Origin of the sequence: Pseudomonas sp. CVAP#3 (genome assembly GCF_018986375.1) — a bacterium.
Classification (GTDB): Bacteria; Pseudomonadota; Gammaproteobacteria; order Pseudomonadales; family Pseudomonadaceae; genus Aquipseudomonas; species Aquipseudomonas helvetica.
The window spans coordinates 168,621-190,261 of the sequence record NZ_JAHMSC010000010.1 but is presented as its reverse complement, the minus strand read 5'-3'; the positions used below and the strand labels follow the sequence as shown (position 1 = coordinate 190,261).

At 57.2% G+C, this 21,641-nt stretch carries 17 protein-coding genes; 10 read left to right on the top strand and 7 right to left on the bottom strand.

What is annotated here, in order from left to right:
* Window positions 1-12: 12 nt before the first annotated feature.
* The 7 genes from KRR23_RS18695 (at window position 13) to KRR23_RS18665 (ending at window position 12,372) form a co-directional block, all read left to right on the top strand.
* Window positions 13-2,844 (top strand): ATP-binding protein, encoded by a 2,832-nt coding sequence (locus KRR23_RS18695; RefSeq protein ID WP_216743699.1) that lies wholly within the window; start codon window positions 13-15, stop codon window positions 2,842-2,844.
* On the top strand, window positions 2,831-4,024 hold the full coding sequence (locus KRR23_RS18690; protein WP_216743698.1) for an EAL domain-containing protein: 1,194 nt from the start codon (window positions 2,831-2,833) through the stop codon (window positions 4,022-4,024). The genes KRR23_RS18695 and KRR23_RS18690 overlap by 14 nt, the downstream gene beginning before the upstream one ends.
* An 84-nt stretch (window positions 4,025-4,108) precedes the next feature.
* On the top strand, window positions 4,109-7,333 hold the full coding sequence (locus tag KRR23_RS18685; RefSeq protein WP_216743697.1) for a hybrid sensor histidine kinase/response regulator: 3,225 nt from the start codon (window positions 4,109-4,111) through the stop codon (window positions 7,331-7,333).
* Window positions 7,334-7,405: 72 nt separating this feature from the next.
* Window positions 7,406-8,053: a response regulator gene (locus tag KRR23_RS18680; protein WP_216743696.1), complete on the top strand. Its 648-nt coding sequence runs from the start codon at window positions 7,406-7,408 to the stop codon at window positions 8,051-8,053.
* A 208-nt stretch (window positions 8,054-8,261) separates the two neighbouring features.
* Entirely contained in the window at window positions 8,262-8,876 is a 615-nt protein-coding gene (locus KRR23_RS18675) for a fimbrial protein (protein ID WP_216743695.1), read from the top strand.
* Between the two features lie 73 nt (window positions 8,877-8,949).
* Window positions 8,950-9,702 (top strand): molecular chaperone, encoded by a 753-nt coding sequence (locus tag KRR23_RS18670; protein ID WP_216743694.1) that lies wholly within the window; start codon window positions 8,950-8,952, stop codon window positions 9,700-9,702.
* Between the two features lie 219 nt (window positions 9,703-9,921).
* Window positions 9,922-12,372 (top strand): fimbria/pilus outer membrane usher protein, encoded by a 2,451-nt coding sequence (locus KRR23_RS18665; RefSeq protein ID WP_367880659.1) that lies wholly within the window; start codon window positions 9,922-9,924, stop codon window positions 12,370-12,372.
* A 39-nt stretch (window positions 12,373-12,411) separates the two neighbouring features.
* On the opposite strand, the gene KRR23_RS18660 is transcribed toward KRR23_RS18665, so the two are convergent.
* Window positions 12,412-13,275, bottom strand: a complete 864-nt coding sequence (locus tag KRR23_RS18660; RefSeq protein ID WP_216743692.1) for a DMT family transporter — start codon at window positions 13,273-13,275, stop codon at window positions 12,412-12,414.
* 96 nt (window positions 13,276-13,371) lie between these two features.
* Window positions 13,372-13,536 carry a hypothetical protein gene (locus KRR23_RS18655; protein ID WP_167360482.1) on the bottom strand — a complete coding sequence of 55 codons (165 nt, stop codon included), beginning with the start codon at window positions 13,534-13,536 and terminating at the stop codon, window positions 13,372-13,374.
* 187 nt (window positions 13,537-13,723) lie between these two features.
* Here KRR23_RS18655 and KRR23_RS18650 point away from each other — a divergent pair, with 187 nt between their 5' ends.
* Window positions 13,724-14,263: a hypothetical protein gene (locus KRR23_RS18650; protein WP_216743691.1), complete on the top strand. Its 540-nt coding sequence runs from the start codon at window positions 13,724-13,726 to the stop codon at window positions 14,261-14,263.
* Window positions 14,264-14,521: 258 nt separating this feature from the next.
* On the opposite strand, the gene KRR23_RS18645 is transcribed toward KRR23_RS18650, so the two are convergent.
* Both KRR23_RS18645 and cysK read right to left on the bottom strand, forming a co-directional pair.
* Window positions 14,522-15,460, bottom strand: coding sequence for an aspartyl/asparaginyl beta-hydroxylase domain-containing protein (locus KRR23_RS18645; RefSeq protein WP_216743690.1), 939 nt, complete (start codon window positions 15,458-15,460; stop codon window positions 14,522-14,524).
* 315 nt (window positions 15,461-15,775) lie between these two features.
* Window positions 15,776-16,750: a cysteine synthase A gene (gene cysK / locus KRR23_RS18640; protein ID WP_216743689.1), complete on the bottom strand. Its 975-nt coding sequence runs from the start codon at window positions 16,748-16,750 to the stop codon at window positions 15,776-15,778.
* Between the two features lie 257 nt (window positions 16,751-17,007).
* On the opposite strand from cysK, the gene KRR23_RS18635 reads away from it, so the two are divergent.
* Both KRR23_RS18635 and KRR23_RS18630 read left to right on the top strand, forming a co-directional pair.
* Window positions 17,008-17,853, top strand: a complete 846-nt coding sequence (locus KRR23_RS18635) for a MoxR family ATPase (protein WP_216743688.1) — start codon at window positions 17,008-17,010, stop codon at window positions 17,851-17,853.
* A 32-nt stretch (window positions 17,854-17,885) separates the two neighbouring features.
* Entirely contained in the window at window positions 17,886-19,064 is a 1,179-nt protein-coding gene (locus KRR23_RS18630) for a VWA domain-containing protein (RefSeq protein ID WP_145014963.1), read from the top strand.
* A 171-nt stretch (window positions 19,065-19,235) separates the two neighbouring features.
* Here KRR23_RS18630 and KRR23_RS18625 read toward each other — a convergent pair whose 3' ends face one another.
* The 3 genes from KRR23_RS18625 to KRR23_RS18615 are packed head-to-tail and all read right to left on the bottom strand — an operon-like array spanning window position 19,236 to window position 21,603.
* Window positions 19,236-20,153 (bottom strand): biotin-dependent carboxyltransferase family protein, encoded by a 918-nt coding sequence (locus KRR23_RS18625; protein WP_216743687.1) that lies wholly within the window; start codon window positions 20,151-20,153, stop codon window positions 19,236-19,238.
* Window positions 20,150-20,854 carry an allophanate hydrolase subunit 1 gene (locus KRR23_RS18620; protein ID WP_216743686.1) on the bottom strand — a complete coding sequence of 235 codons (705 nt, stop codon included), beginning with the start codon at window positions 20,852-20,854 and terminating at the stop codon, window positions 20,150-20,152. The genes KRR23_RS18625 and KRR23_RS18620 overlap by 4 nt, the downstream gene beginning before the upstream one ends.
* Entirely contained in the window at window positions 20,851-21,603 is a 753-nt protein-coding gene (locus KRR23_RS18615) for a 5-oxoprolinase subunit PxpA (RefSeq protein WP_216743685.1), read from the bottom strand. Before KRR23_RS18615 ends, KRR23_RS18620 begins: the two co-directional genes overlap by 4 nt.
* Window positions 21,604-21,641: the final 38 nt, after the last annotated feature.

Below are 21,641 nucleotides of genomic sequence, written 5' to 3'. Positions count from 1 at the left end.
TAGAGTCCGGGGATGAAACTAAAAAGTTACCTGCTCCAGATCAGCCCGGTGTTATCCAGCCCCGAAGCAGCCAGAAAACTGCTTCGTCTTTTTGCCCTCGTTTTATTGATCGGCATTCTGAGCGGTGTTTACAACTTTCTGCTATTCACCTTCAACAATGACATTTCCCAGCGTCGCGGCTACATGAGCAGTGCGATTGCCGAGGCGTACACTTTCTTCACCAATCGCGAGGCCTTGCTCGAAAGCCTCAGTCTGTCGGCAGTGCGCAAATCCAAACAGGCCAAACCGCTTGTTTACCTACCCTCCACCGAAGAAGTCCATCTGCAATTGGGTAATACCCCCGGCAATCTGTGGAGTATCTGGCTGACCCAGCGCATGCGCGACTACATGAAAGGCAAGCAGGTCAATCTGCTTTACGTGAACACCGGCCCGAACGCGCAAGTAACACGTCTTTATGACTCAACATCGGTGGTGCCCGACTTTTCGTCCAGCATGCTGAGTCAGTTGGAAGTGCTAAAGGACAGTGACACATCGACCATCGACGAACTGTGGCTGACGGATCAGTCCGAGCAACGCTCGCATCTGTATATTTTCATTCGTCTGGATGACCGTGATTCAGACTCCGGCTGGTTGGGCCTGGAGATGGACAGCCGGGAAATCTCCACGACCCTGAACGATCAGAGCGCGGGTGAGTTCATGATGCTCAACTCCCAGGGCATGCTGGTGTTCACCAACAGCCACACCGCGCAATTGAGCCAGATGCTGCTCGAACCTCAAGGTCAAAACTTTTTCGGGTTTGTCGGCAGGGGGCTGGTGCCGGACCATCTGGTGATCCGCAAACAACTGAAGTCTTCGGACTGGCAACTGGTGTATTCGATCGACCTGCTGGCGGTGATGTCCGGATTGTGGCTGCAACTGTTGGGCTCGCTGGTGTTCTGCCTGCTCAGCGTGACACTGATCCTGTTGCTGATGCGGCGTGTCGAATGCCGCTTCATTACGCCTGCGATGAACCGCATTCAGGCGCTGATCGAGAGCGAGGCATTCAGCCGTGATGTAATCCAGACAGCTCCCGTGGCCCTATGCGTACTGCGCCGTACCGACGCTCAAGTGGTACTGGAAAATACCCTGGCCCAGCAATGGCTGGGTAACGGTCTGGAACGCGAGGTGTTGTGCGCCGGCTGGATCAGGCAGGCATTCGACACCGAACAGCCCAACCGCTCCGATTACTTTGAAACCATCGAAGGTCGGCACCTGTACCTCAGTAGCGCGCCAACCCGTTACAAAGGTGAGGACGTGCTGTTTTGCGCCTTCAGCGATATCAGCGCACGCAAACAGGTGGAAGCGGCGCTGGAGGAAGCCCGGCAGTCGGCAGATGCGGCCAACGAGGCAAAAACCCTGTTCCTGGCCACCATGAGCCATGAAATTCGTACGCCGCTCTATGGCGTGCTGGGCACCCTGGAATTATTGGCCCGGACCCAACTCGATGCGCAGCAAAAGGACTATTTGCACGCCATAGAAGGTTCCTCCGCGACCCTGCTCCAATTGATTTGTGATGTGCTCGATGTCTCAAAAATCGAAGCCGGGCAACTTGCACTGGAATTGAGCGAGTTCTCCCCTTTGGATCTGGTTCACGAAGTCATTCAGGGTTACGCCGCAGCCGCCATGGGCAAAGGACTGCAGCTTTACGCCTGCTTCGATCCGCAACTGCCCGAACGGCTGATCGGCGACGTTACCCGGATCCGGCAAATCCTCAATAACTTGCTCAGTAACGCGGTGAAGTTCACGGACTGCGGTCGGGTGGTATTGCGCGTCAAGTTGCTGAACCGCGATGGCGAACGTTCGAGTCTGTTGTGGCAAGTGTCTGACACAGGCAACGGTATTGCTCAGGAAGACCAGAGCTTCATTTTCGAGCCGTTCTATCAAACCGAAGGCAATACCAATGTTGTTGCCGGCACCGGACTCGGGTTGCCCATTTGCCAACGTCTGACTCAACTGATGAATGGCCATATTCGCATGGTCAGCGAACTCGGACTGGGCAGCAGTTTCACCCTGACCCTACCGCTCGAAGAAGCCTCAGCCGCTGTCGAGGCGAGCACCATGAGCAGCCTGTTGCCAGAGACTATTTACGTAGTCTCGCCGATTCGCGAGCTGGCGGAGTCAATCAGCGGCTGGTTGCGCCGTTGGGGTGCCCGGGCACAGATCGGCCGCCCGTCCCAGGCGGACGCCGCCAGCGGCCACCTGTTGCTCGAACTGCATCCAGGCACCGTCGAGCAACCGCTGGTACCCGACTGGTCAGGTCCGTTGATTATTGTCAGTGGTAACGGTTGCAGTGAACCGCAAATCGAAGCGGGTAGCTGGCACGTCAACCTTAACCATTTGAGCGCCATTCACCAGGCGGTTAGCCAGGCACAGGGAATCTGGGTCGCCAGAATCGATGAATATGCACAAAAGCGCGAGCTGAAGAAGCTCAACCTGCACATCCTGGTGGCCGAAGACAACATCATCAATCAGTTGATTCTCAGGGATCAGCTTGAGGAACTTGGCTGCACCGTGGAGATGGCTTGCGATGGGCACGAAGCACTGCTGCTCTGGAAAGCCGGGGACTTCGACGTGGTCCTGACCGATGTGAACATGCCCAACGTCAACGGCTATGAGTTAGCCAAAGAACTGCGCCGTCAGGGCTGCTCGCTCCCGATCATCGGAGCAACGGCCAATGCCATGCGCGGAGAAGCAGAACTGTGTCTTGCAGCCGGAATGACCCATTGCCTGGTCAAACCCTTTGCGTTGCGGGCCCTATTCAATTACCTGGCGCCTTATGAAGGGACCTCCCATGAAGCCCTGTAACATTTTGATCGTTGAGGACCACCCTTTCCAGCACATGTATCTGCAGCATTTGTTCAGTGAACTGGGTGAGTTCAATCTCGAAGCCGCACGTGATGGTAAAGAGGCGCTGGAACGCTTGCAGCAGTGCGATTTCGACCTGGTGCTGACGGACCTGTTGATGCCGGGTATGGACGGCGTTCAGTTTATCCAGAGCCTGGCCGGTCTACGCCACAAGCCAACCCTGGCGATCATGAGTGCTGCGTCCAGGCGCATGTTGATGGCCGCCAGTCTAGTGGCTAAAAACCTGGGCGTGGAAGTGATCGGACTGATTTCCAAGCCCGTCTCCTCAGCCTCGCTGCGCAGCCTGACGGAACAACTCGACGGCAAGAACCGCAGTGCTTCACAGGTCATTCCTGCGCCCCTGGAGTTTGACCGGAATTCGATTATCCGGGCGATGAGTGATGGACAGTTTCAGGCCTGGTTTCAGCCCAAGAAGTCTCTGGCCAACGGCCGCATCGTCGCCGCCGAAGCCTTGGTGCGCTGGATGCACCCGGAGCAAGGCGTCATGCTTCCTGGCTCGTTCCTGCCGGCGCTCAAGGCGTTCGGACTAGAGGAACGTTTGTTATGGCTGGTGTTGAAGCAGGCCATTTATGCCCAGGCGCGATGGCGCCAGCAGGGCTATGACATTCCCGTGTCGATCAACTTGCCGACGCACCTGCTCAACAGCCATGACCTGGCGGACCGTCTGCTGGAATTTGTCCTGCACCACCAGGGCATACCAGGCAAGATCTGTTTCGAATTGATGGAGTGCTCCATTCCGCAGGACATCAGCAACTTCTACGCGGGTGCCTGCCGTCTGCGCATCAAGGGTTTCGGCCTATCGCAAGACGATTTCGGCAAGGGCTACAGCTCTTACATGAACCTGGTTTCGACCCCCTTTACCGAACTCAAGATCGACCGGGCGCTAGTCCAGGGCTGCCACGAAAACGAAGGAATGACCTCGGCCTTGACCAGCATTGTCGCGCTGGGTCGCAAGCTGGGCCTGACAGTGGTGGCCGAAGGTGTGGAAACGCCACAGGAGCTTGCGCTGCTGCGAAAAATCGACTGCACGCAAGTTCAGGGGTTTCTGATTTCCCATGCAGTCTCATCGGACCAGTTCCAGCAGTTGCTGAGCAATGATGGTCCGGCGACATTTTATTAATTTTCCGGCCTGACCGACGCTCATCAAACATCAGAGGTATTATCCATCCTGCACCGACTCTTCACTATCCTGCGGATATCCTTAATGAAACACGACAACGCCCTCCTGGAGAAACTCACCCGTAGTTCATTGCGACTGAACAAAGGGTTGATGGTGTTGCTCGGGGTGGCGTTATTGTTCGTCGGAACCAGCTATTGGTTGTATCAGCGGGTGGTCAAAGAGCAGTACCACGATGTGCGCTTTCACTTTTCGCGTTTGATGGAGAACATTCAGGAGCAGGAGTCCTTCTTAAAGACTTTGTCGCAACTCAGTCATCAGGACGAACTGCTCAATGACGAAAACGTCGAGGTGCACCTGCAAAAAATGCCATTGCAAGAGGGCGTTTATAAAGGGCAAGAGTTTCCGTTCTCGATGCCCTTCAGCATCAAACTCAATCAACAGAAAATCGCCGCCACCGAGCATCCAAAAGTCTTCGCGTTGGGCGTACATCTGACCAACTTCTACGGTGGTTTCTGGTCGGCCTCACACTACCAGTCGCCGCAGGTCTTCCTGTTCAATCATCAGGATAATTTCGACATTGCCGTTCCGGCCGCCGGACACCTGCATGGCAATACGGCAAACTTCGACGACACCTTCAGCGAGGTGATAAAAACGGTTCAGGGGCGTTTGAACCAAAGCAGTCAGCCCTTGGCTGATGGCGAGGTCTACTGGGAGCATTACGGTGAAACCATCAACGGCTCGACACCCGCCCGCTTACTGGCCTACATCAATATCCAGCTCAATCCTGAAATGTTGCACATCAATGGCGCCGATCCCCGAGTGGTCGTCGCAACGTTGCTGGACATGTCCCAGGTAAACGATGTCGAACGCACCATGGAATGGTCGATCTATGACCACTTCACCTTGGTCGCACCATCGGGCGAGGTACTGACCGGTTCGCTCAGACCGCAGTCGCCCTTGAATGAGGGAGTGAACTTCAAGCCTGACGGCCTGGTGTTCAAAATCACCAATAGCGAAGGCCCCCAATGGGTCGCCATCTATGCGATCAGCTTCAAGAGCTTTTTCCGCTATGCGCTATGGCCGCTGACCAGCCTGGCAATACTGCTGACGAGCGTCATCATCATGGGTTGGCTCGCCAGCCGCTGGTACAAGAAGCAAGTCATTCTCCCCGCCCGCCGCGCCCATGAAAGCATCGCGGAAAGCGAGGCATTCAGCCGGGTAGTGATCGATACCGCGCCAACGGGGCTGTGCGTGGTGCGCCGTTCGGATGACAAGGTCCTGGTGGAAAACCAGCGCGCCCAGCAATGGCAGGGAACCGCCAAACTGATGACGGTTCTTGACCCGCGCCATAACAGCACCGACGTCGGTGAGACCTACCTGGAAGTTGAAGGCCGCCACCTGCAAGTCGGTTTCGTTTCGACCCGCTATCAGGGTCAGGATGTACGGCTTTATGCCTTCAATGACGTCACCCGGCATATCGAGGATGCGGCCGCGCTGGAAGAAGCCAGACGCGCTGCCGATGCCGCCAATGAAGCCAAGACGTTGTTCCTGGCCACCATGAGTCATGAAATCCGTACGCCGCTGTACGGGGTACTGGGCACCCTCGAACTGCTCGGAATGACTCGCCTCGACTCCCGTCAGCAAGAATACCTGCAAACCATCCAGCGCTCGTCAGCCACCCTGTTCCAACTGATCAGTGATGTGCTGGACGTCTCGAAAATAGAATCCGGGCAAATGGCAATTGAATCCATCGAGTTCTGCCCGCTGGACATGCTCGAAGACACGTTACACACGTATGCCGCCTTCGCCCAGAGCAAGGGTCTGCAACTCTATGCGTGCATCGATCCTGCACTGCCGAACCGGCTGCTGGGGGACCCGATGCGGATCCGCCAGATCCTCAACAATCTGTTGAGTAACGCGATCAAGTTCACTGACACCGGCCGTGTGGTACTGCGGGCCCGAGTACTGGAGCACAGTGACGATCAGGTCAGCCTGGAGTGGCAAGTCACCGACTCCGGTATTGGTATCTCCGAGCCACAACAGGCCAAGCTGTTCGAACTGTTTTATCAGGTCCGGGATGCGTCCTGCGAAGGGGGCGCGGGTTTGGGGCTGCCGATTTGCGGGTGGTTGAGCGAAATGATGGGCGGCCAGATGAAAGTGGTCAGCGAACCGGGGCTGGGCAGCAGCTTCGCCCTGCTCATGAGCTTGCCGGTGCTGGCCGGTGAACTCCCGGATTGCCCGACCATCGAGCCCGTCCCATTACCGGTGTATGTCCAGGCTCCGGTCCGCGAGTTGGCACAGACGCTGTGCGACTGGCTTAATCGCCTGGGGATTCATGCCACGCTGGCAACGTCGCCGCTGGAACAGAAACACCCACAAGCGGTGCTGGTGGACATTTTGCCCTCTGATCCGGAGCAGCCCTGGGATGGCCCGCGTGTTCGTTGTACGTCAGGTGGACGTAACCCGCCCGAGTACACCAATAATGGCTGGGAAGTCGATATGCATGACGTACGAGCCATTGCTCTGGCGGTCTCGCTGGCACAGCAAGGCAAACGCGAACAGCCCCGGCAAGCTGAACCGCAAAGAGCCGGCAACCTCCATCTGCACATTCTGGTGGCAGAGGACAACCCGATCAACCAGGCGATCATCAAGGAACAACTCGAGGCGCTCGGTTGCTCCGTCGTCGTCGCCGCCAACGGCGAACAAGCCATGCACCTGTGGCGACCTGAAGTCTTCGACGTGGTGCTGACCGACGTCAACATGCCACTCATGAACGGTTATGAGTTGGCTCAGACACTTCGAGAGCATGATCCCCTATTGCCAATCATTGGTGTGACCGCCAACGCCATGCGTGAGGAAGGCATGCGTTGCATCGCCGTCGGGATGAATGCCTGGATCGTCAAACCCCTGAGCCTGCAAACCCTGCGAGCCCACCTGGTCAAACTCTGCAAGCCGGCCCTGCAAGCGGTGCCGACTCGCGTCGAGTCTGAAACCATCACCGCCCTCCCCCGGACACCGGCCACCGATACCGTTCAGCTTTCCCCCAAAATGCGACCATTGTTCATCAGCACCCTGCAGCAAGACATGCAACGGATCAACGCTGCACTCGAACAAAGCGACTGCAGAATCCTCGGTGAAAGGCTACACAGCATCGCCGGCGCTCTGGGTGCCGTGCAAGCCATCGCTCTGGCTCAGGAATGTGTTGATCTGGAGTGTTCGCTCGCGGGGGCAATCCTCGACACTTCCCTTGCACTGAGGGTGAAGCAGATACTGGGCAGGCTTTCGAATGTTCTGGACGCTCTGGAGTAATAACAGCGGCCCATTGCGTGCAATCGTATGAAAACAACTCAATCACCTACACCGGCATTACGGGCGGTCTTTATGGAAAAACTCAAAGTCATCATCGCGGACGATCACCCGATTGTGCTTCTTGGAGTACGCGAACTGATCGAGCGTGACGCGCGTTTTTGCGTTGTCGGTGAGGCCGTCTGCTCACAGGGCCTGATCGAACTACTTGAGCAACAACCCGTGGACATTGTCATCACCGACTACAACATGCCGGCGGACTCGCCCTACGGTGACGGACTCAAGTTGGTCGAGTACCTGAAGCGGCATTTTCCGCACGTGCAGATCCTGATACTGACCATGATCTCCAACCATCTGATTCTCACTCGCCTTCACGAACTGGGGGTGGTCGGGGTGATTCAGAAGAACCAGTTGCACACTGAAATCGAGCTCGCGCTCAAGGCGATTGCCCAGCAAACTACCTATCGCAGCCTGGAGCCGGCGAAAACTTCCGTCGTGGAATCCTCCACCTCCATTGATGATCGATTCACGACATTGTCGCCCAAGGAGTTCGAGATACTGCGTCTGTTTATCTCGGGCAAGAGTGTGAGTGATATAGCTCGCAGCCAGAACAGAAGCTCAAAAACCATCAGCGCACAAAAAATTTCAGCCATGAGAAAACTTGAAGTCGACAGCGACCAGGACTTGTTGGCCTACTGCCTGGAACGCAGCATCTTCAACTAATAACCTTATAAAACAGGTCGCAAAGCCATTAGCCGATAATGGCTTTCCAGACACTAAAGCCTTTCCCGCCACGATCTTTTACGCCAACAACCTGCCCCCCCCATTAGTATTTATAAGAATCGTCTGATGTCCTCGAAAAGCCTCGTTCTCTATCGTGTACTGGCATTTCGATGTAGCCCTTTCCCAATCAATACTAATGGACATCACCATGAAAAAGTTTTCCCTGGCCCTTATCGCCATGACCGTTATCGCGGCCTCTGGCAGCGCATTTGCCGATGAAGTAGTAACCCCTCCAGTAAAGGTCCCTGTTACAGGTGGTAGTGGCAAGATCACTTTCACCGGTGTCATCAACAACGATGCCTGCTCCGTTGACGGTGCCAACGCCGATCGCGTGATCTCCGTGGATATGGGTGCTGTGTCCATCAAGGACATGGGTACTGCCGAAAGCCCGGCGTCGGGTCGTGTGACTGCGAAAGATTTCAACCTGAACGTCAACTGCAACCTGGGCACCAAAGTGGCCATGATCTTTGACGCGAACAGCGGTGGCTCAGGCCTGGTCACCGGCAAGAAAGTCCTGGCGCTGACCAAAGGCACCGGCACTGCCGCCAACGTCGGCATCGCCCTGCTCGATAGCAATGGCGCATTGATCGACCTGAGTTCCAAAACCACCGCAAAGATCCAGAGTGACATGCACGGTACGGGCACCGCCGGTGGCGACACTACGCTGAACTTCTCTGCCGCCTACGTCACCACCGGCGCGGCTGGCACCTCCACGGCCGGTCGCGGTGACGCAACACTGCCGTTCATCTTGCAATACGAATAAGCAGTAGAGCCAGACCGAATATGCGCGAGGCTTCCCAGCCTCGCCATTCACACAGAAACAAACGGTAAACACTATGTTGCTTCGTTCAATTCCCGCTTGCCTGGGTCTACTGGGCTTGCTCATGGCTACCCAGGCCATGGGCAGTATTTCACTGAGTGCCACCCGTATTGTCTTTGATGGCCAACACAAGGAAGCCAATGTCACCGTACGTAATGGCAATCAAGATGTATTGATTCAATCCTGGGTCGACGGTGGCGACTCGAAGCCAGGTGCCGCGCCTTTTGCTGTCTCACCTCCCCTGGCCCGGATATTCGCCAAGGAGCAGCAACTGCTGCGCGTTCTGTATGAAGGTGCCGGCATGCCGACGGACAAAGAGTCGGTAGTCTGGCTCAATGTCCAGGAAATACCGCAGACCGCCGTCGCCGACAATACCTTGCAGTTGGCTGTGCGCCAGCGCATCAAAATATTCTTCCGCCCTGCCGGCCTGCCGGGAGATGCCCTGCTGGCCCCCTCCGAACTTCAATGGCAACTCGCTCAGCGCTCTGGGAAAACCGTTTTAAGAGTAAAAAACCCGAGCCTGTATCACGTTTCCATGGCAGACATAAAACTTCAAGGTTCACAACAAGTTGAACTAGCAGCCGACTCGACAATGATTGCGCCCGGAGAAGAGAAAGAGTTTGCCATTACAAAGTTCTCAACAGACAGCACAGCACGCCTGACGTTCTCCAGCATTAATGACTATGGCGCACAAAACCAATACGCGACAAAGATTGCGAATGGCAGTTCAAACAATGCCAACAGCACAGAGGCATCGTCTACGCCATAACTGCCTATTTAAACTCCCCGGCATACCTTGAGTATGCTTTTCCTCGCCCCGCCCTGTAGTTACTCGCGGATGATATAGGTTCTTTGCATGTCTTTTTTTTCTGGCAACAGGCCCAATCATTGCGCAAAAAAATGTGCGGGGACGTTACGTCATACAACAACTTTTAGTTCGCTGAAGTTAAATGCATTATCGCTGGCTGTTTTTGCAGGTCTGCCTTCTTTGGCACTGGCAACACAAGCACCGGCAGACGCTGCCGAACAGCAGCAGATGGAAGCGTTCAACACCACGTTCCTGCAAGGTTCACCATCGCCGGTGGACCTGCAGTTGCTGCTGTCAGCCAACAGCGTACTGCCGGGCAACTACCGGGTCGACCTTTACAGCAATGAAGTATTGGTGGGCCGGCGCGATATCGATTTCAATCGCAATCCGCAAACGGGTCGCGTCGAGCCGTGCCTGACCTTTGACCTGCTCAAACAACTGGGTGTCGACATCGCCAGGCTGCAAGCCCTGGGCAAGCTCGACCCGGACAACCCGCAAAGTTGCTATGACCTGCCATCACTGATCGATCAGGCCACCCTGCGTTATGACTCAAACCGTCTGCGACTGGCTGCCAGCGTGCCGCAAGTGGCGATGCAACGTGGCATGCGCGGCTATGTCGATCCTGCGCTGTGGGACGATGGCGTGCCGGCAGCCTTTATCAACTATCAGTTCAACAGCAGCCGCAGCGCCGGTGACTTCGATACGCGTGTCGCCAATAACCTGGGTCTGCGCAATGGCATTAACCTGGGCGCCTGGCGCCTGCGCAACGAGTCCAACTTGAGCAGCGGCACCGGCCGCCCAAACACGTTCAAGAGCAACCGCAGCTATCTGCAACATGACGTAACTGCGCTCAAGGGGCAATTCAGTGCCGGTGACATTTTCTCCGATACTGATTTGTTCGACAGCGTGCGCTATCGCGGCCTGAAACTGGCTTCCGATGAGGGCATGCGCGCCGATAGCGAACGCGGTTATGCACCAATCATTCGGGGGGTGGCACAAACCAACGCCACCGTGGAGATTCGTCAGAACGACTACATTCTGTACACCACCAGCGTGCCGCCAGGTCCATTCGAAATCAGCGATATCTATCCCAGCGGTTCCAACGGTGACTTGCAGATCACCATCATCGAGGCCGACGGGCGCCGTCGGGTAACCCAGCAGGCGTTCTCCAGCCTGCCGATCATGGTGCGTGAAGGTCAGGTGAAATACAGCGTCTCTGCCGGTCAATACAGCAGCAACACCGATGGCATGGCGACGCCACAGTTTATCAGCAGCACCCTGGCCTATGGCATCAGCAGCAACCTGACCGGTATCGTCGGCGTACAAGCTAGCGACAACTACAAGGCCTTGTCGCTGGGGGCCGGCAAGAACACCTCGCTGGGCGCCGTCTCTTTCGACGTTACCCACTCATCCAGCAATGCACTTGGGAAAACAACCCAGGGTAATAGTGTGCGTGCGTTATATGCGAAAACCTTTACCGGCACCGACACCAACTTCACCCTGGCCGCTTATCGTTACTCGACCGAGGGCTACAGAACCCTGACCGACCACGTGGAAGACCTGAGTGAGGGAGCGCGCAAACGCACCGGCAATTCGAAAACCCGCACCGATCTGACCATCAACCAGAGCATGGGACGCAACCGGGAGTTTGGCAGCCTCTACGTCAATGCCAGTGACCAACGTTACTGGAACCGCGGCGGCTCTCAGAGCTTTTCGGCCGGCTATAGCAACAACTGGGGCGATGTCAGCTACAACCTTGGTGTGACACGGACCAAAGACCTGGGGACCTGGGGACCAGCAAGCAGCGACACCCAACTCAACCTATCGATCTCTTTCCCGCTGGGCAGTCAACCTCGTGCACCACGGGCGTTCGTCACCACCAGCACCCAGAAAAGCAGCAGCGACACTCAAGCAGGTATCAATGGTTACTTGTCCGATACCAGCGATACGTTCTATTCGGTTCAAGGTGGCAACAGCAGCACCAGCGGCAATTCGGCGTCAGCCAATATCAACAGTCGTACGTCGGTGGCAGACATCAGCCTGGGGTACAGCCAGGGACGTGGTTATGACTCGCAAAACCTCAACGTTGCCGGCTCCGTAGTGGCCCACGCGGGGGGAGTTAACCTGGGGCAGACCGTCAGTGAAACCTTCGCACTGGCCGAGGTTCCGGGAATCCCGGGGGCAAAAATCAGCAGCTACAGTGGCGTTGAAACTGGACGTAACGGCTACGCAGTCATTCCCAATGCGCAACCCTATCGGGTGAACTGGATCAGCCTGGACACCCGGGATCTGGGTGCGGACATCGAGATTGATAATGCAACCCAGCAAGTCGTACCGAGGCGAGGCGCCGTGGTGTTGGCGCGATATATTGGCAAGACAGGCCGACGGGTGCAGTTCGAGCTTTTAGATGCACAGAACAAGGCCATTCCCTTTGGCGCCTCGTTAGAAGACACAGCCGGTAAACAACTGGCAATCTCTGACCCGAGCGGCAAAGCCCTGGCGCTGGTGGAAGAGGACTCTGCCACTCTCACCATCAAATGGGATGGCAAACACTGCCAGGCGCCCTACACATTGCCCGAGCGCAACAAGGCCCTGAACTACGAGCGCGTGCGCCTGCAATGCCAGCCATGAAAAACGCGGCCTTCGTCAATCACGAAGGCCGCGTCCGCGTCAGCGGCTTTTACGGAACACAAACACCAACCCGACAATGATCAACAGCATCCCCAGCATGCTCAACATCGCCAGTGTGTTTCCGAAAATCAGGTAGTCCATCACCGCCGTCACGGCTGGCACCAGGTAGAACAAACTGGTGACATTCACCAGATTGCCTCGGGCGATCAGGCGATACAGCAGCAAGGTCGCCAGCAGTGACACCACCAGGCCCATCCACAACACCGGCACCAAAAACCCGGCGCTGTGTTCAAAGTGGAACGGCTGGAACGGCACGAAAATCCCGCACAGCAACAGTCCGGCCAGATACTGCACCGGCAGTGTGCCGAGGGGATTTTCGGTGATGCGTTTCTGCATGATCGAGCCTGCGGTCATGCTGACCAGCGCCAGCAAACCAAAGAGCATCCCGACCAGCGACATGCCGGCCAGGCCGATACCCTGATAAACCACCATGATCAACCCCGTCAGCCCCAGCATCAGGCCGAACATCCGGCTCCAGGAACGCTGACGTTCAATCAGCACCACGGTGAGGATCGGTTGAACCCCCATGATCGTGGCCATTACCCCAGGTGTGACCTTCAGGTCCAGCGCCAGCAGATAGAAGATCTGATAGGCACCCAGCAATATCAGGCCGGTGGCCGCGGCATACAGCATCGGCGTGCCGCGCCGGGGCAGTTTGAGCTTGAGCAGCGGGATCAACAACACCAGCCCGCAGAGGGCAATGGCAAAGCGGATCAACAGAAAGGCAAAGGGTGAGGCGTGAGCCAGCCCCCATTTGGAGAAAATCGCCCCGCTACTCCAGAGCAGAACGAACAGGCTCGTGGACGCCGCCGCGAGCGCGGTTTTTTTTGAAATGAGCAACATGAAAACCACCTGTCATCAGGCAAGAAGCCAACTCAGCCGAAGCTGAAATTCAGTCGTTGTGTTCAGGCGGGCGCAGGGAACAGCAGAAGCCGCTGATCAGCCCGAGAAGCCAACACCTGGCGGTGAAACCACCGCGCACACCGGCGTGCGACTGACAGGAGGGGGGTAGTGACTGATCTGCGCAGGCTGCACATTCCCGCACGGCACGACGCCAGCGTTGACCGCTGAATCGACTACCGCGTTGATGAGGGATGCAGGCATGGGCTGATCTTTTTTGAGGGAGAAATCGCCGGGTTGGAAACGCAGCGAGCGCTGACTATAACCAGCGCTCGACACAGATTGCAATGACTTGGTCAAAGGGCCAGTAAAGACAGGCAATCCGGCCCTGCCTACTCTTGAGATCAATAGAAACACCCAATATCGGGGGATATGGAACTCAAGAAATCACATGCCAAGAGAACGGACTCATCTTCGGTATCAACTGTACAGATCAAAAGCTAGAAAGCTCGCTAACACCATCACCACTCAATTGCACGCTCAGGGGCTGATTGACGGCACAGAAACTGATTTGTCCTGTATACGTTTCGAAGCAATTGATGTTAAAGCACTGATGGCGTACAGCTTTTGGGGGGAGGATTCACACTTTTCATGGGACGAGGTCGTCAATTGGAAAACCAAGGAACCCATGTCTTTCGACCTTTCCATCTGGTCGGATCTTGAGTTGTGTGGGCTTTGCTTCGCCAATCCAAACCAGAGCCGGCTTCGAGTCAAAATTGTTCGGCTGGAGGGGAAACCTGGCAAAACCCATCCTCTGAAAAACCGTATTGCCCCGCTGGCCCTGATCGCTGTCGAGCATTACGCCCGGATCATTGGCAGTAGATTTATCGAAATTCAGGAACCAACCCGGGGAGCACTCCCCATCTATAAACAGCTCGGTTTCGAATTCGATGCTAAAGGCCGACTTGTGATGGCCGTAGAGAGAGACTAGGATCGTGAAATCTGTTCAATTACTGATCAGCACAGGAGGTTCCATGAGAGCTCTCGTTGAAAAGAGAACCGCCGGGCACGGATCGTCCAAGGCAAAAAAAAAGTGCTCTACTGAGCTTTCTGCCAATCAGTTGCGCTTTATCAAAGCAGCTTTGGCCGGAACCCAGACAGAAGAACCAAGCCTCCTCGCTGGGCGCCCATAGCATTCGCCGGATCAAAAAAAACCGCTCACAAGGAGCGGTTTTTTATTAAAGAGACTTCAGCCAAACAACCAGTAACCCAGCGCCGTCAGCACCACAACCGCCAATATTGGCCGCAGGATGCGGTACAGCTTCGGATTACGGCGCTTCCACTTTTTGACCACGCCGCTGAATTTGTCGCTCGAGTTCTTGCTCCAGGCGTAGACCTTGTTGATCCCGCCGACGCGCTCGTCATCGAGGTTTTGTGGCGCCGTGGCACGGCCCAGCAAACCACTGACACAACGGTTGATACGCGTCATCAAGCGGTTGCTCAGCGGTCGCTCAATATCACAGAACAGAATCACCCGGGTCGTTTCAGTTTCGTTCTTGACCCAGTGCACATAGGTTTCATCGAACATCACGTCTTCGCCATCGCGCCAGGCGTAGACCTGACCGTCGACAAAAATGCGGCAGTCGTCGGAGTTGGGTGTCGACAAGCCCAAGTGATAACGCAGGGAACCGGCAAACGGGTCGCGGTGCGGGTTGAGGTGGCTACCGCCCGGCAACAGGGCAAACATCGCGCCTTTCACGTTGGGGATGCGGCTGACCAGCTCGACGGTTTTCGGGCAGAGCAATTCGGCCGATGGCAGCGGTTTGTCGTACCACTTGAGGTAGAAACGCTTCCAGCCCTTCTTGAAGAACGAACCGAAACCGGCGTCGTTGTTCTTCTCGGCGGCGCGAATGTAGCCTTCGTCGAACAGGTGCATGGCCTCGTCACGAATGACTTCCCAGTTTTCCTTGAGCACATCCAGTTCCGGGAACTTGCTACGGTCCAGGTACGGTTTGGACGGCACTCCCGAGAACAGGTACATCAAGGCGTTATAAGGAGCGAACAGCGCCGAGTGGTTGACGAACTGACGCAAGACCGGCAAACGCGCCTTGCCGCGCAAATGCACGTAGAGCGTGCTGCCGATGAACAGCAGCAACAGCGACGCCTTTGCGGCAAAGGAAAAGGTCATGGGGCAACTCCTTGGAAAAAGGTCTCTCTGCGCATCGTCATTTACCCGACATGGCAGCCGGCCATGATAAACACTACCGGCCTTGGGAAAAACCCACATAACTGAACAATCAGTGTTAAAGGTTGCGCAATAAAGCACTTATTAACATAAGGAACCTGAACCTTGACTGATTTGAGTCAACATAAGTCCCCTGTGGCGAGGGAGCTTGCTCCCGTCAGCTGACGCGATCAGTCTGACGAAACACCCTCGCAGGGTTAAGGAGTGCTTCGCACTCCAGCGCGAGCAAGCTCCCTCGCCACAACGTCAACACAGACGTTACTGCTGCAACTCCTGTTCGGTAAACAGATCGCTGAACAACATGCTCGACAGGTAACGCTCGCCGGAATCCGGCAGGATCACCACGATAGTCTTGCCCTGCATTTCCGGGGTTTCGGCCAGACGTACGGCAACCGCCATGGCCGCACCACAGGAGATCCCGGAGAGAATCCCCTCCTCCTGCATCAGACGCAGGGCCATGGCCTTGGATTCCTCATCGCTCACCAGTTCAACCCGATCAACCATCGACAGATCGAGGTTTTTCGGCACAAAACCAGCGCCGATACCCTGGATCTTGTGCGGGCTTGGCTTGATTTCTTCACCGGCCAAGGCCTGGGTAATCACTGGCGAGACCAGCGGTTCCACTGCCACCGAGAGAATCGGCTTGCCCTTGGTGTTCTTGATATAGCGCGAAACACCGGTGATGGTCCCGCCGGTGCCGACACCCGAGACCAGCACGTCTATCGCGCCATCGGTGTCGTTCCAGATTTCCGGACCGGTGGTTTTTTCATGGATCGCCGGGTTGGCCGGGTTCTCGAACTGCTGCGGCATGAAATAGCGGGCCGGATCACTGGCGAGAATCTCGGCAGCCTTTTCGATGGCCCCCTTCATGCCTTTGGCAGGCTCGGTCAGTACCAGTTCGGCGCCCAGAGCCTTGAGCACCTTGCGCCGTTCGATGCTCATGGACGCCGGCATGGTCAGCACCAGCTTGTAGCCGCGAGCCGCCGCGACGAACGCCAGACCGATGCCGGTGTTGCCCGAGGTCGGTTCGATAATGGTCATGCCTGGCTTGAGTTTGCCGCTGCTTTCGGCATCCCAGATCATGTTCGCGCCGATCCGGCATTTGACTGAATAGCCCGGATTGCGCCCTTCAATCTTCGCCAGAATGGTCACGCCGCGAGGCGCAATGCGGTTGATCTGAACCAATGGCGTATTGCCAATGGAATGCGCGTTATCAGCAAAAATGCGGCTCATGGCTGGGTCCTTGTACAGCGTTGAAGAAGCCTTCAAGGGTATGCCTCGCACCCCTCGTGCGTCCAGTCGCGACAAACGGGCAACCGACACTTGCGCCCAACCCTTGAGCTGACCGAGTCACCTTGTGACGCTCCATTCAGAGACTGAATAAGCCGTCTGCGTTCACAGTCGACCGGGCGCCGCGTTATAGTCGGGCATACTTTTATTTCGCCCACCCTGCCCGGCGCAGATCGGCGTTACCGTTCGAGGAATTACCGATGAAGTTCGAAGGCACCAGCGCATATGTCGCCACCGATGACCTGAAGCTGGCGGTCAACGCCGCCATCACCCTGGAGCGCCCCTTGCTGGTCAAGGGCGAACCCGGCACCGGCAAGACCATGCTCGCCGAGCAACTGGCCGAGTCCTTCGGTGCACGCCTGATCACCTGGCACATCAAGTCCACCACCAAGGCTCACCAGGGCCTGTACGAGTACGACGCGGTCAGCCGCCTGCGTGACTCGCAGTTGGGTGTGGACAAGGTCCATGACATCCGCAACTACCTGAAAAAGGGCAAGCTGTGGGAAGCCTTCGAGTCCGAAGAGCGGGTGATTCTGCTGATCGACGAAATCGACAAGGCCGACATCGAGTTCCCGAACGACCTGCTGCAAGAACTCGACAAGATGGAGTTCTACGTTTACGAGATCGACGAGACCATCAAGGCCAAGCAGCGTCCGATCATTATCATTACTTCCAACAACGAGAAAGAGCTGCCGGACGCCTTCCTGCGCCGTTGCTTCTTCCACTACATCGCCTTCCCGGACCGCGTCACCCTGCAAAAAATCGTCGACGTGCATTACCCGAACATCAAGAAAGACCTGGTCAGCGAAGCGCTGGACGTGTTCTTCGATGTGCGCAAGGTCCCGGGTTTGAAGAAGAAGCCATCGACGTCCGAACTGGTCGACTGGCTCAAATTGCTGATGGCCGACAACATCGGCGAAGCGGTACTGCGCGAACGCGATCCGACCAAGGCCATTCCGCCACTGGCCGGCGCCCTGGTGAAGAACGAACAAGACGTGCAGTTGCTCGAGCGCCTGGCATTTATGAGCCGTCGCGGCACCCGCTGATCCCTCTTTTCATGAAATCGTAGGCGATAGCCATGCTGCTCAACCTGTTCAATGAAATGCGCGCAGCCAAGGTGCCGGTCTCGGTGCGTGAGCTGCTCGACCTGATCAACGCGCTGAAACAGCGCGTGACCTTCGCTGACATGGACGAGTTTTATTACTTGTCGCGGGCGATTCTGGTGAAGGACGAACGGCATTTCGACAAGTTCGACCGGGCGTTCGGGGCCTACTTCAATGGCCTGGAAAAACTCGACGATCACCTTCAGGCACTGATTCCCGAAGACTGGTTGCGCAAGGAATTCGAACGTTCACTGACCGATGAAGAACGGGCGCAGATCCAGTCCCTCGGCGGCCTCGACAAGCTGATCGAAGAATTCAAGAAACGTCTCGAAGAACAGAAAGAACGCCATGCCGGCGGCAACAAGTGGATCGGCACCGGTGGCACCAGCCCGTTCGGCTCCGGCGGTTTCAACCCGGAAGGCATCCGGGTCGGCGATGCCGGCAAACGCCAGGGCAAAGCGGTCAAGGTCTGGGACCAGCGCGAGTACAAGAACCTCGACGATCAAGTTGAATTGGGCACACGCAATATCAAAGTGGCTCTGCGGCGGCTGCGCAAATTCGCCCGCCAGGGTGCGGCGGACGAGTTGGACATCGACGGCACCATCGACCACACCGCCCGTGACGCGGGGCTGCTGAATATTCAGATGCGCCCGGAACGCCGCAACAACATCAAGCTGTTGCTGCTGTTCGACATCGGCGGCTCGATGGACGCCCATGTGAAGATCTGCGAGGAGCTGTTTTCGGCCTGCAAGACCGAGTTCAAGCACCTGGAGTACTTCTACTTCCACAACTTCATTTATGAATCGGTGTGGAAGAACAACATGCGCCGTGGCTCGGAACGCACGGCGACCATGGACCTGCTGCACAAGTACGGTGCCGACTACAAAGTGATCTTCGTCGGCGATGCCGCCATGGCGCCTTACGAAATCACCCAGGCCGGCGGCAGCGTCGAACACTGGAACGAAGAAGCCGGTTACGTGTGGATGCAGCGCTTCATGGAGAAGTACAAGAAGCTCATCTGGATCAATCCATACCCGAAAGACACCTGGGGCTACACCTCCTCGACCAAGATCGTGCGCGATCTGATCGAAGACCAGATGTTCCCGCTGACCTTGCGCGGGCTGGAAGAAGGGATGCGGTTTCTCTCCAAATAACTGCGTTCTCTGTGGCGAGGGGGCTTGTCGGAACGCCGCAGCGCCCCGTTCGGCTGCGCAGCAGTCGCAAGTCGGCTGCATGCGTTTACCCGATAGAACCCCGCCACAGGTTTTAGGGTCGCTTCGCAACCCAACGGGGGCAAGCCCCCTCGCCACAATGCTCGGCTGTGCTTAAAGGAACCTGCGCAAATACTCAACCTGCTGCCGATGCGCCGTTTCCTGCACCATCGGTGCCAATCGAATCTGCTGCCCCGGCAAACACTGCGCCAGTCGTGCCAACGCCAACGGCGTCAACGCGCCTAACCGTGGATAACCGCCAATGGTCTGCCGATCATTGAGCAGCACGATCGGCTGTCCGTCCGGTGGCACTTGAACCGCGCCCAGCGGGATGCCTTCGGAGATCATCGGCTTGCCTTGATACTGCAACGCCGTCCCCAGCAAACGGATGCCCATGCGGTCAGCACGACTGTCGAGGGTCCAGACACGGTTGAAGGCGTCGAACAGGCTTTGCCCGCTGAACTCGCCATGTTGCGCACCGAGCACCAGGTCCAGCGGCTGATTCAGCGTGAAGTCCGGTCGCTGCTCGCGCGGCACCTCCCGCAGAGCCTGCGCCGGTCCCGAATATCCCAATTCGGCACCGCGTGCCAGGGGTCGGCCAAAACCGTCGAGACCACCGAGTTCCTCGCGCACCACCGTCGCACAACTGCCCAACACCTTGGGCGCGTTGAAACCGCCAGGCGCCGCCAGATAGGCGCGGGCACCGTGCACCGGTTGGGTAAATTGCAAACGCTGGCCTTTCTTCAGCTGAAAGCTGCGCCACGGCGCCAGCGGCTGGCCATCGAGCAGCACACCGAGGTCCGCCCCCGCCAGCGCCAGACAGCAATCGTCTTGCGCCTCCAGGGTCAAACCGCCGAGGGTGACTTCAATCACCGCGGCCTCCAGCGAGTTACCCAGCAGCCAGTTGGCCCAGGACATCGACAGCCAATCCGCCGCACCGCCCTGGGTCACGCCCAGATGCCGCACACCGAACCGGCCGGCATCCTGCAGCAAGCACAACGGCGTGCTGGCTTCGATCGTCAAACGGCTCATGCCAGCACCTCCAGCGGCGTATCGTCGCCGCCCAGAGTGACGAACTCGGCATGACTGACCGCTGCAAAACGCACCGTATCGCCCGGTTGCATCAGACTGTAGCCCTCACGTTCACGATCAAACAGTTTGGCGGGGGTGCGACCGATCAGGTTCCAACCACCCGGCGATACCACCGGATACGCCGCTGTCTGCCGCTCGGCAATCCCCACGCTGCCGGCCGCCACGCGCTTGCGCGGAGTATTCAAACGGGGCGCGGCCAGCACCTCCTCAACCAGTCCCATAAAAGCAAACCCCGGCGCAAAACCCAGCGCGAAGACTTGATACTCACGCTCGCTGTGGCGACGAATCACCTCATCCACGGCCAGCCCGCTGCGCTGCGAAAGCAGGCTCAGCTCCGGCCCGACACTGAGGTCATACCAGACCGGCAACACATGACATTGACCACTGGCCCGGGCGTTCGGGGTCAGATCGGTCAAGGCTTCGGCGATCAGCTCACGCGCCTGGACCGGACTCAAGGCGAGCAAATCGTAATGCACCATCAGGGTTGTATAAGACGGCACCAGATCGATCAAATGCCCGGCGAATCCTGCACGCAGTCGCTCGCTGGCGGCGAGCATCCATGGCATGTTGGCTTCGGCGATTTCATCGAACAGCCGCACCATCAGGCAATCGATGGCCACCACTTCAACCCGTGGCTTCATGGCGCGCTCTGCTGATTCAACGCTTCACGGATCCGCTGCACCGCCGCCACCGAACTGGCGTTATCGCCGTGTACGCACAGAGTGTTGGCCTGCAAATGCAAGGCGCTGCCATCACTGGCGACAAGGTTGTCACCGCGAGCGATGGTCAGTGCCTGTTGAATGATTGTCTCGGGATCGTGATGCACCGCACCCGGCAACTGCCGCGAAACCAGATGCCCGGCGCTGTCATAGGCACGGTCGGCGAACGCTTCGAACCACAGCGTCACACCGTACTCGTCGCCCATCAGTTGAGCCGCGTGGTTGTCACGGGTGGCCATCAGCATCAACGGCAGTTGAGGGTCATACGCCGCGACAGCCTGAATCACCGCCCGCAGTTGCGCCGGGTTGGCCATCATGTCGTTGTACATCGCACCGTGAGGTTTGACGTAACTGACGCGAGCGCCCTGCGCCCGGCAAATACCGTCCAGCGCGCCGATCTGGTAGTGCAGCAGATCCTGAAGTTCCTGCGCGGTGTAGGCCATGGAACGGCGGCCAAACCCCACCAGATCCTGATAGGCCGGATGCGCACCAATCTGCACGCCATGGCTCAGCGCCAGGCCGACGGTCTTGCGCATGATGCTCGGGTCGCCGGCATGGAACCCGCAGGCAATGTTGGCGCAATCAATGTACGGCATCACTTCGGCATCCAGCCCCATGGTCCAGTGACCAAAGCTTTCGCCGATATCGCAGTTCAATAGCAGGCGGCTCACGGTGAGTACTCCTGAGGTTTTTATCGTTTTAACCGGGG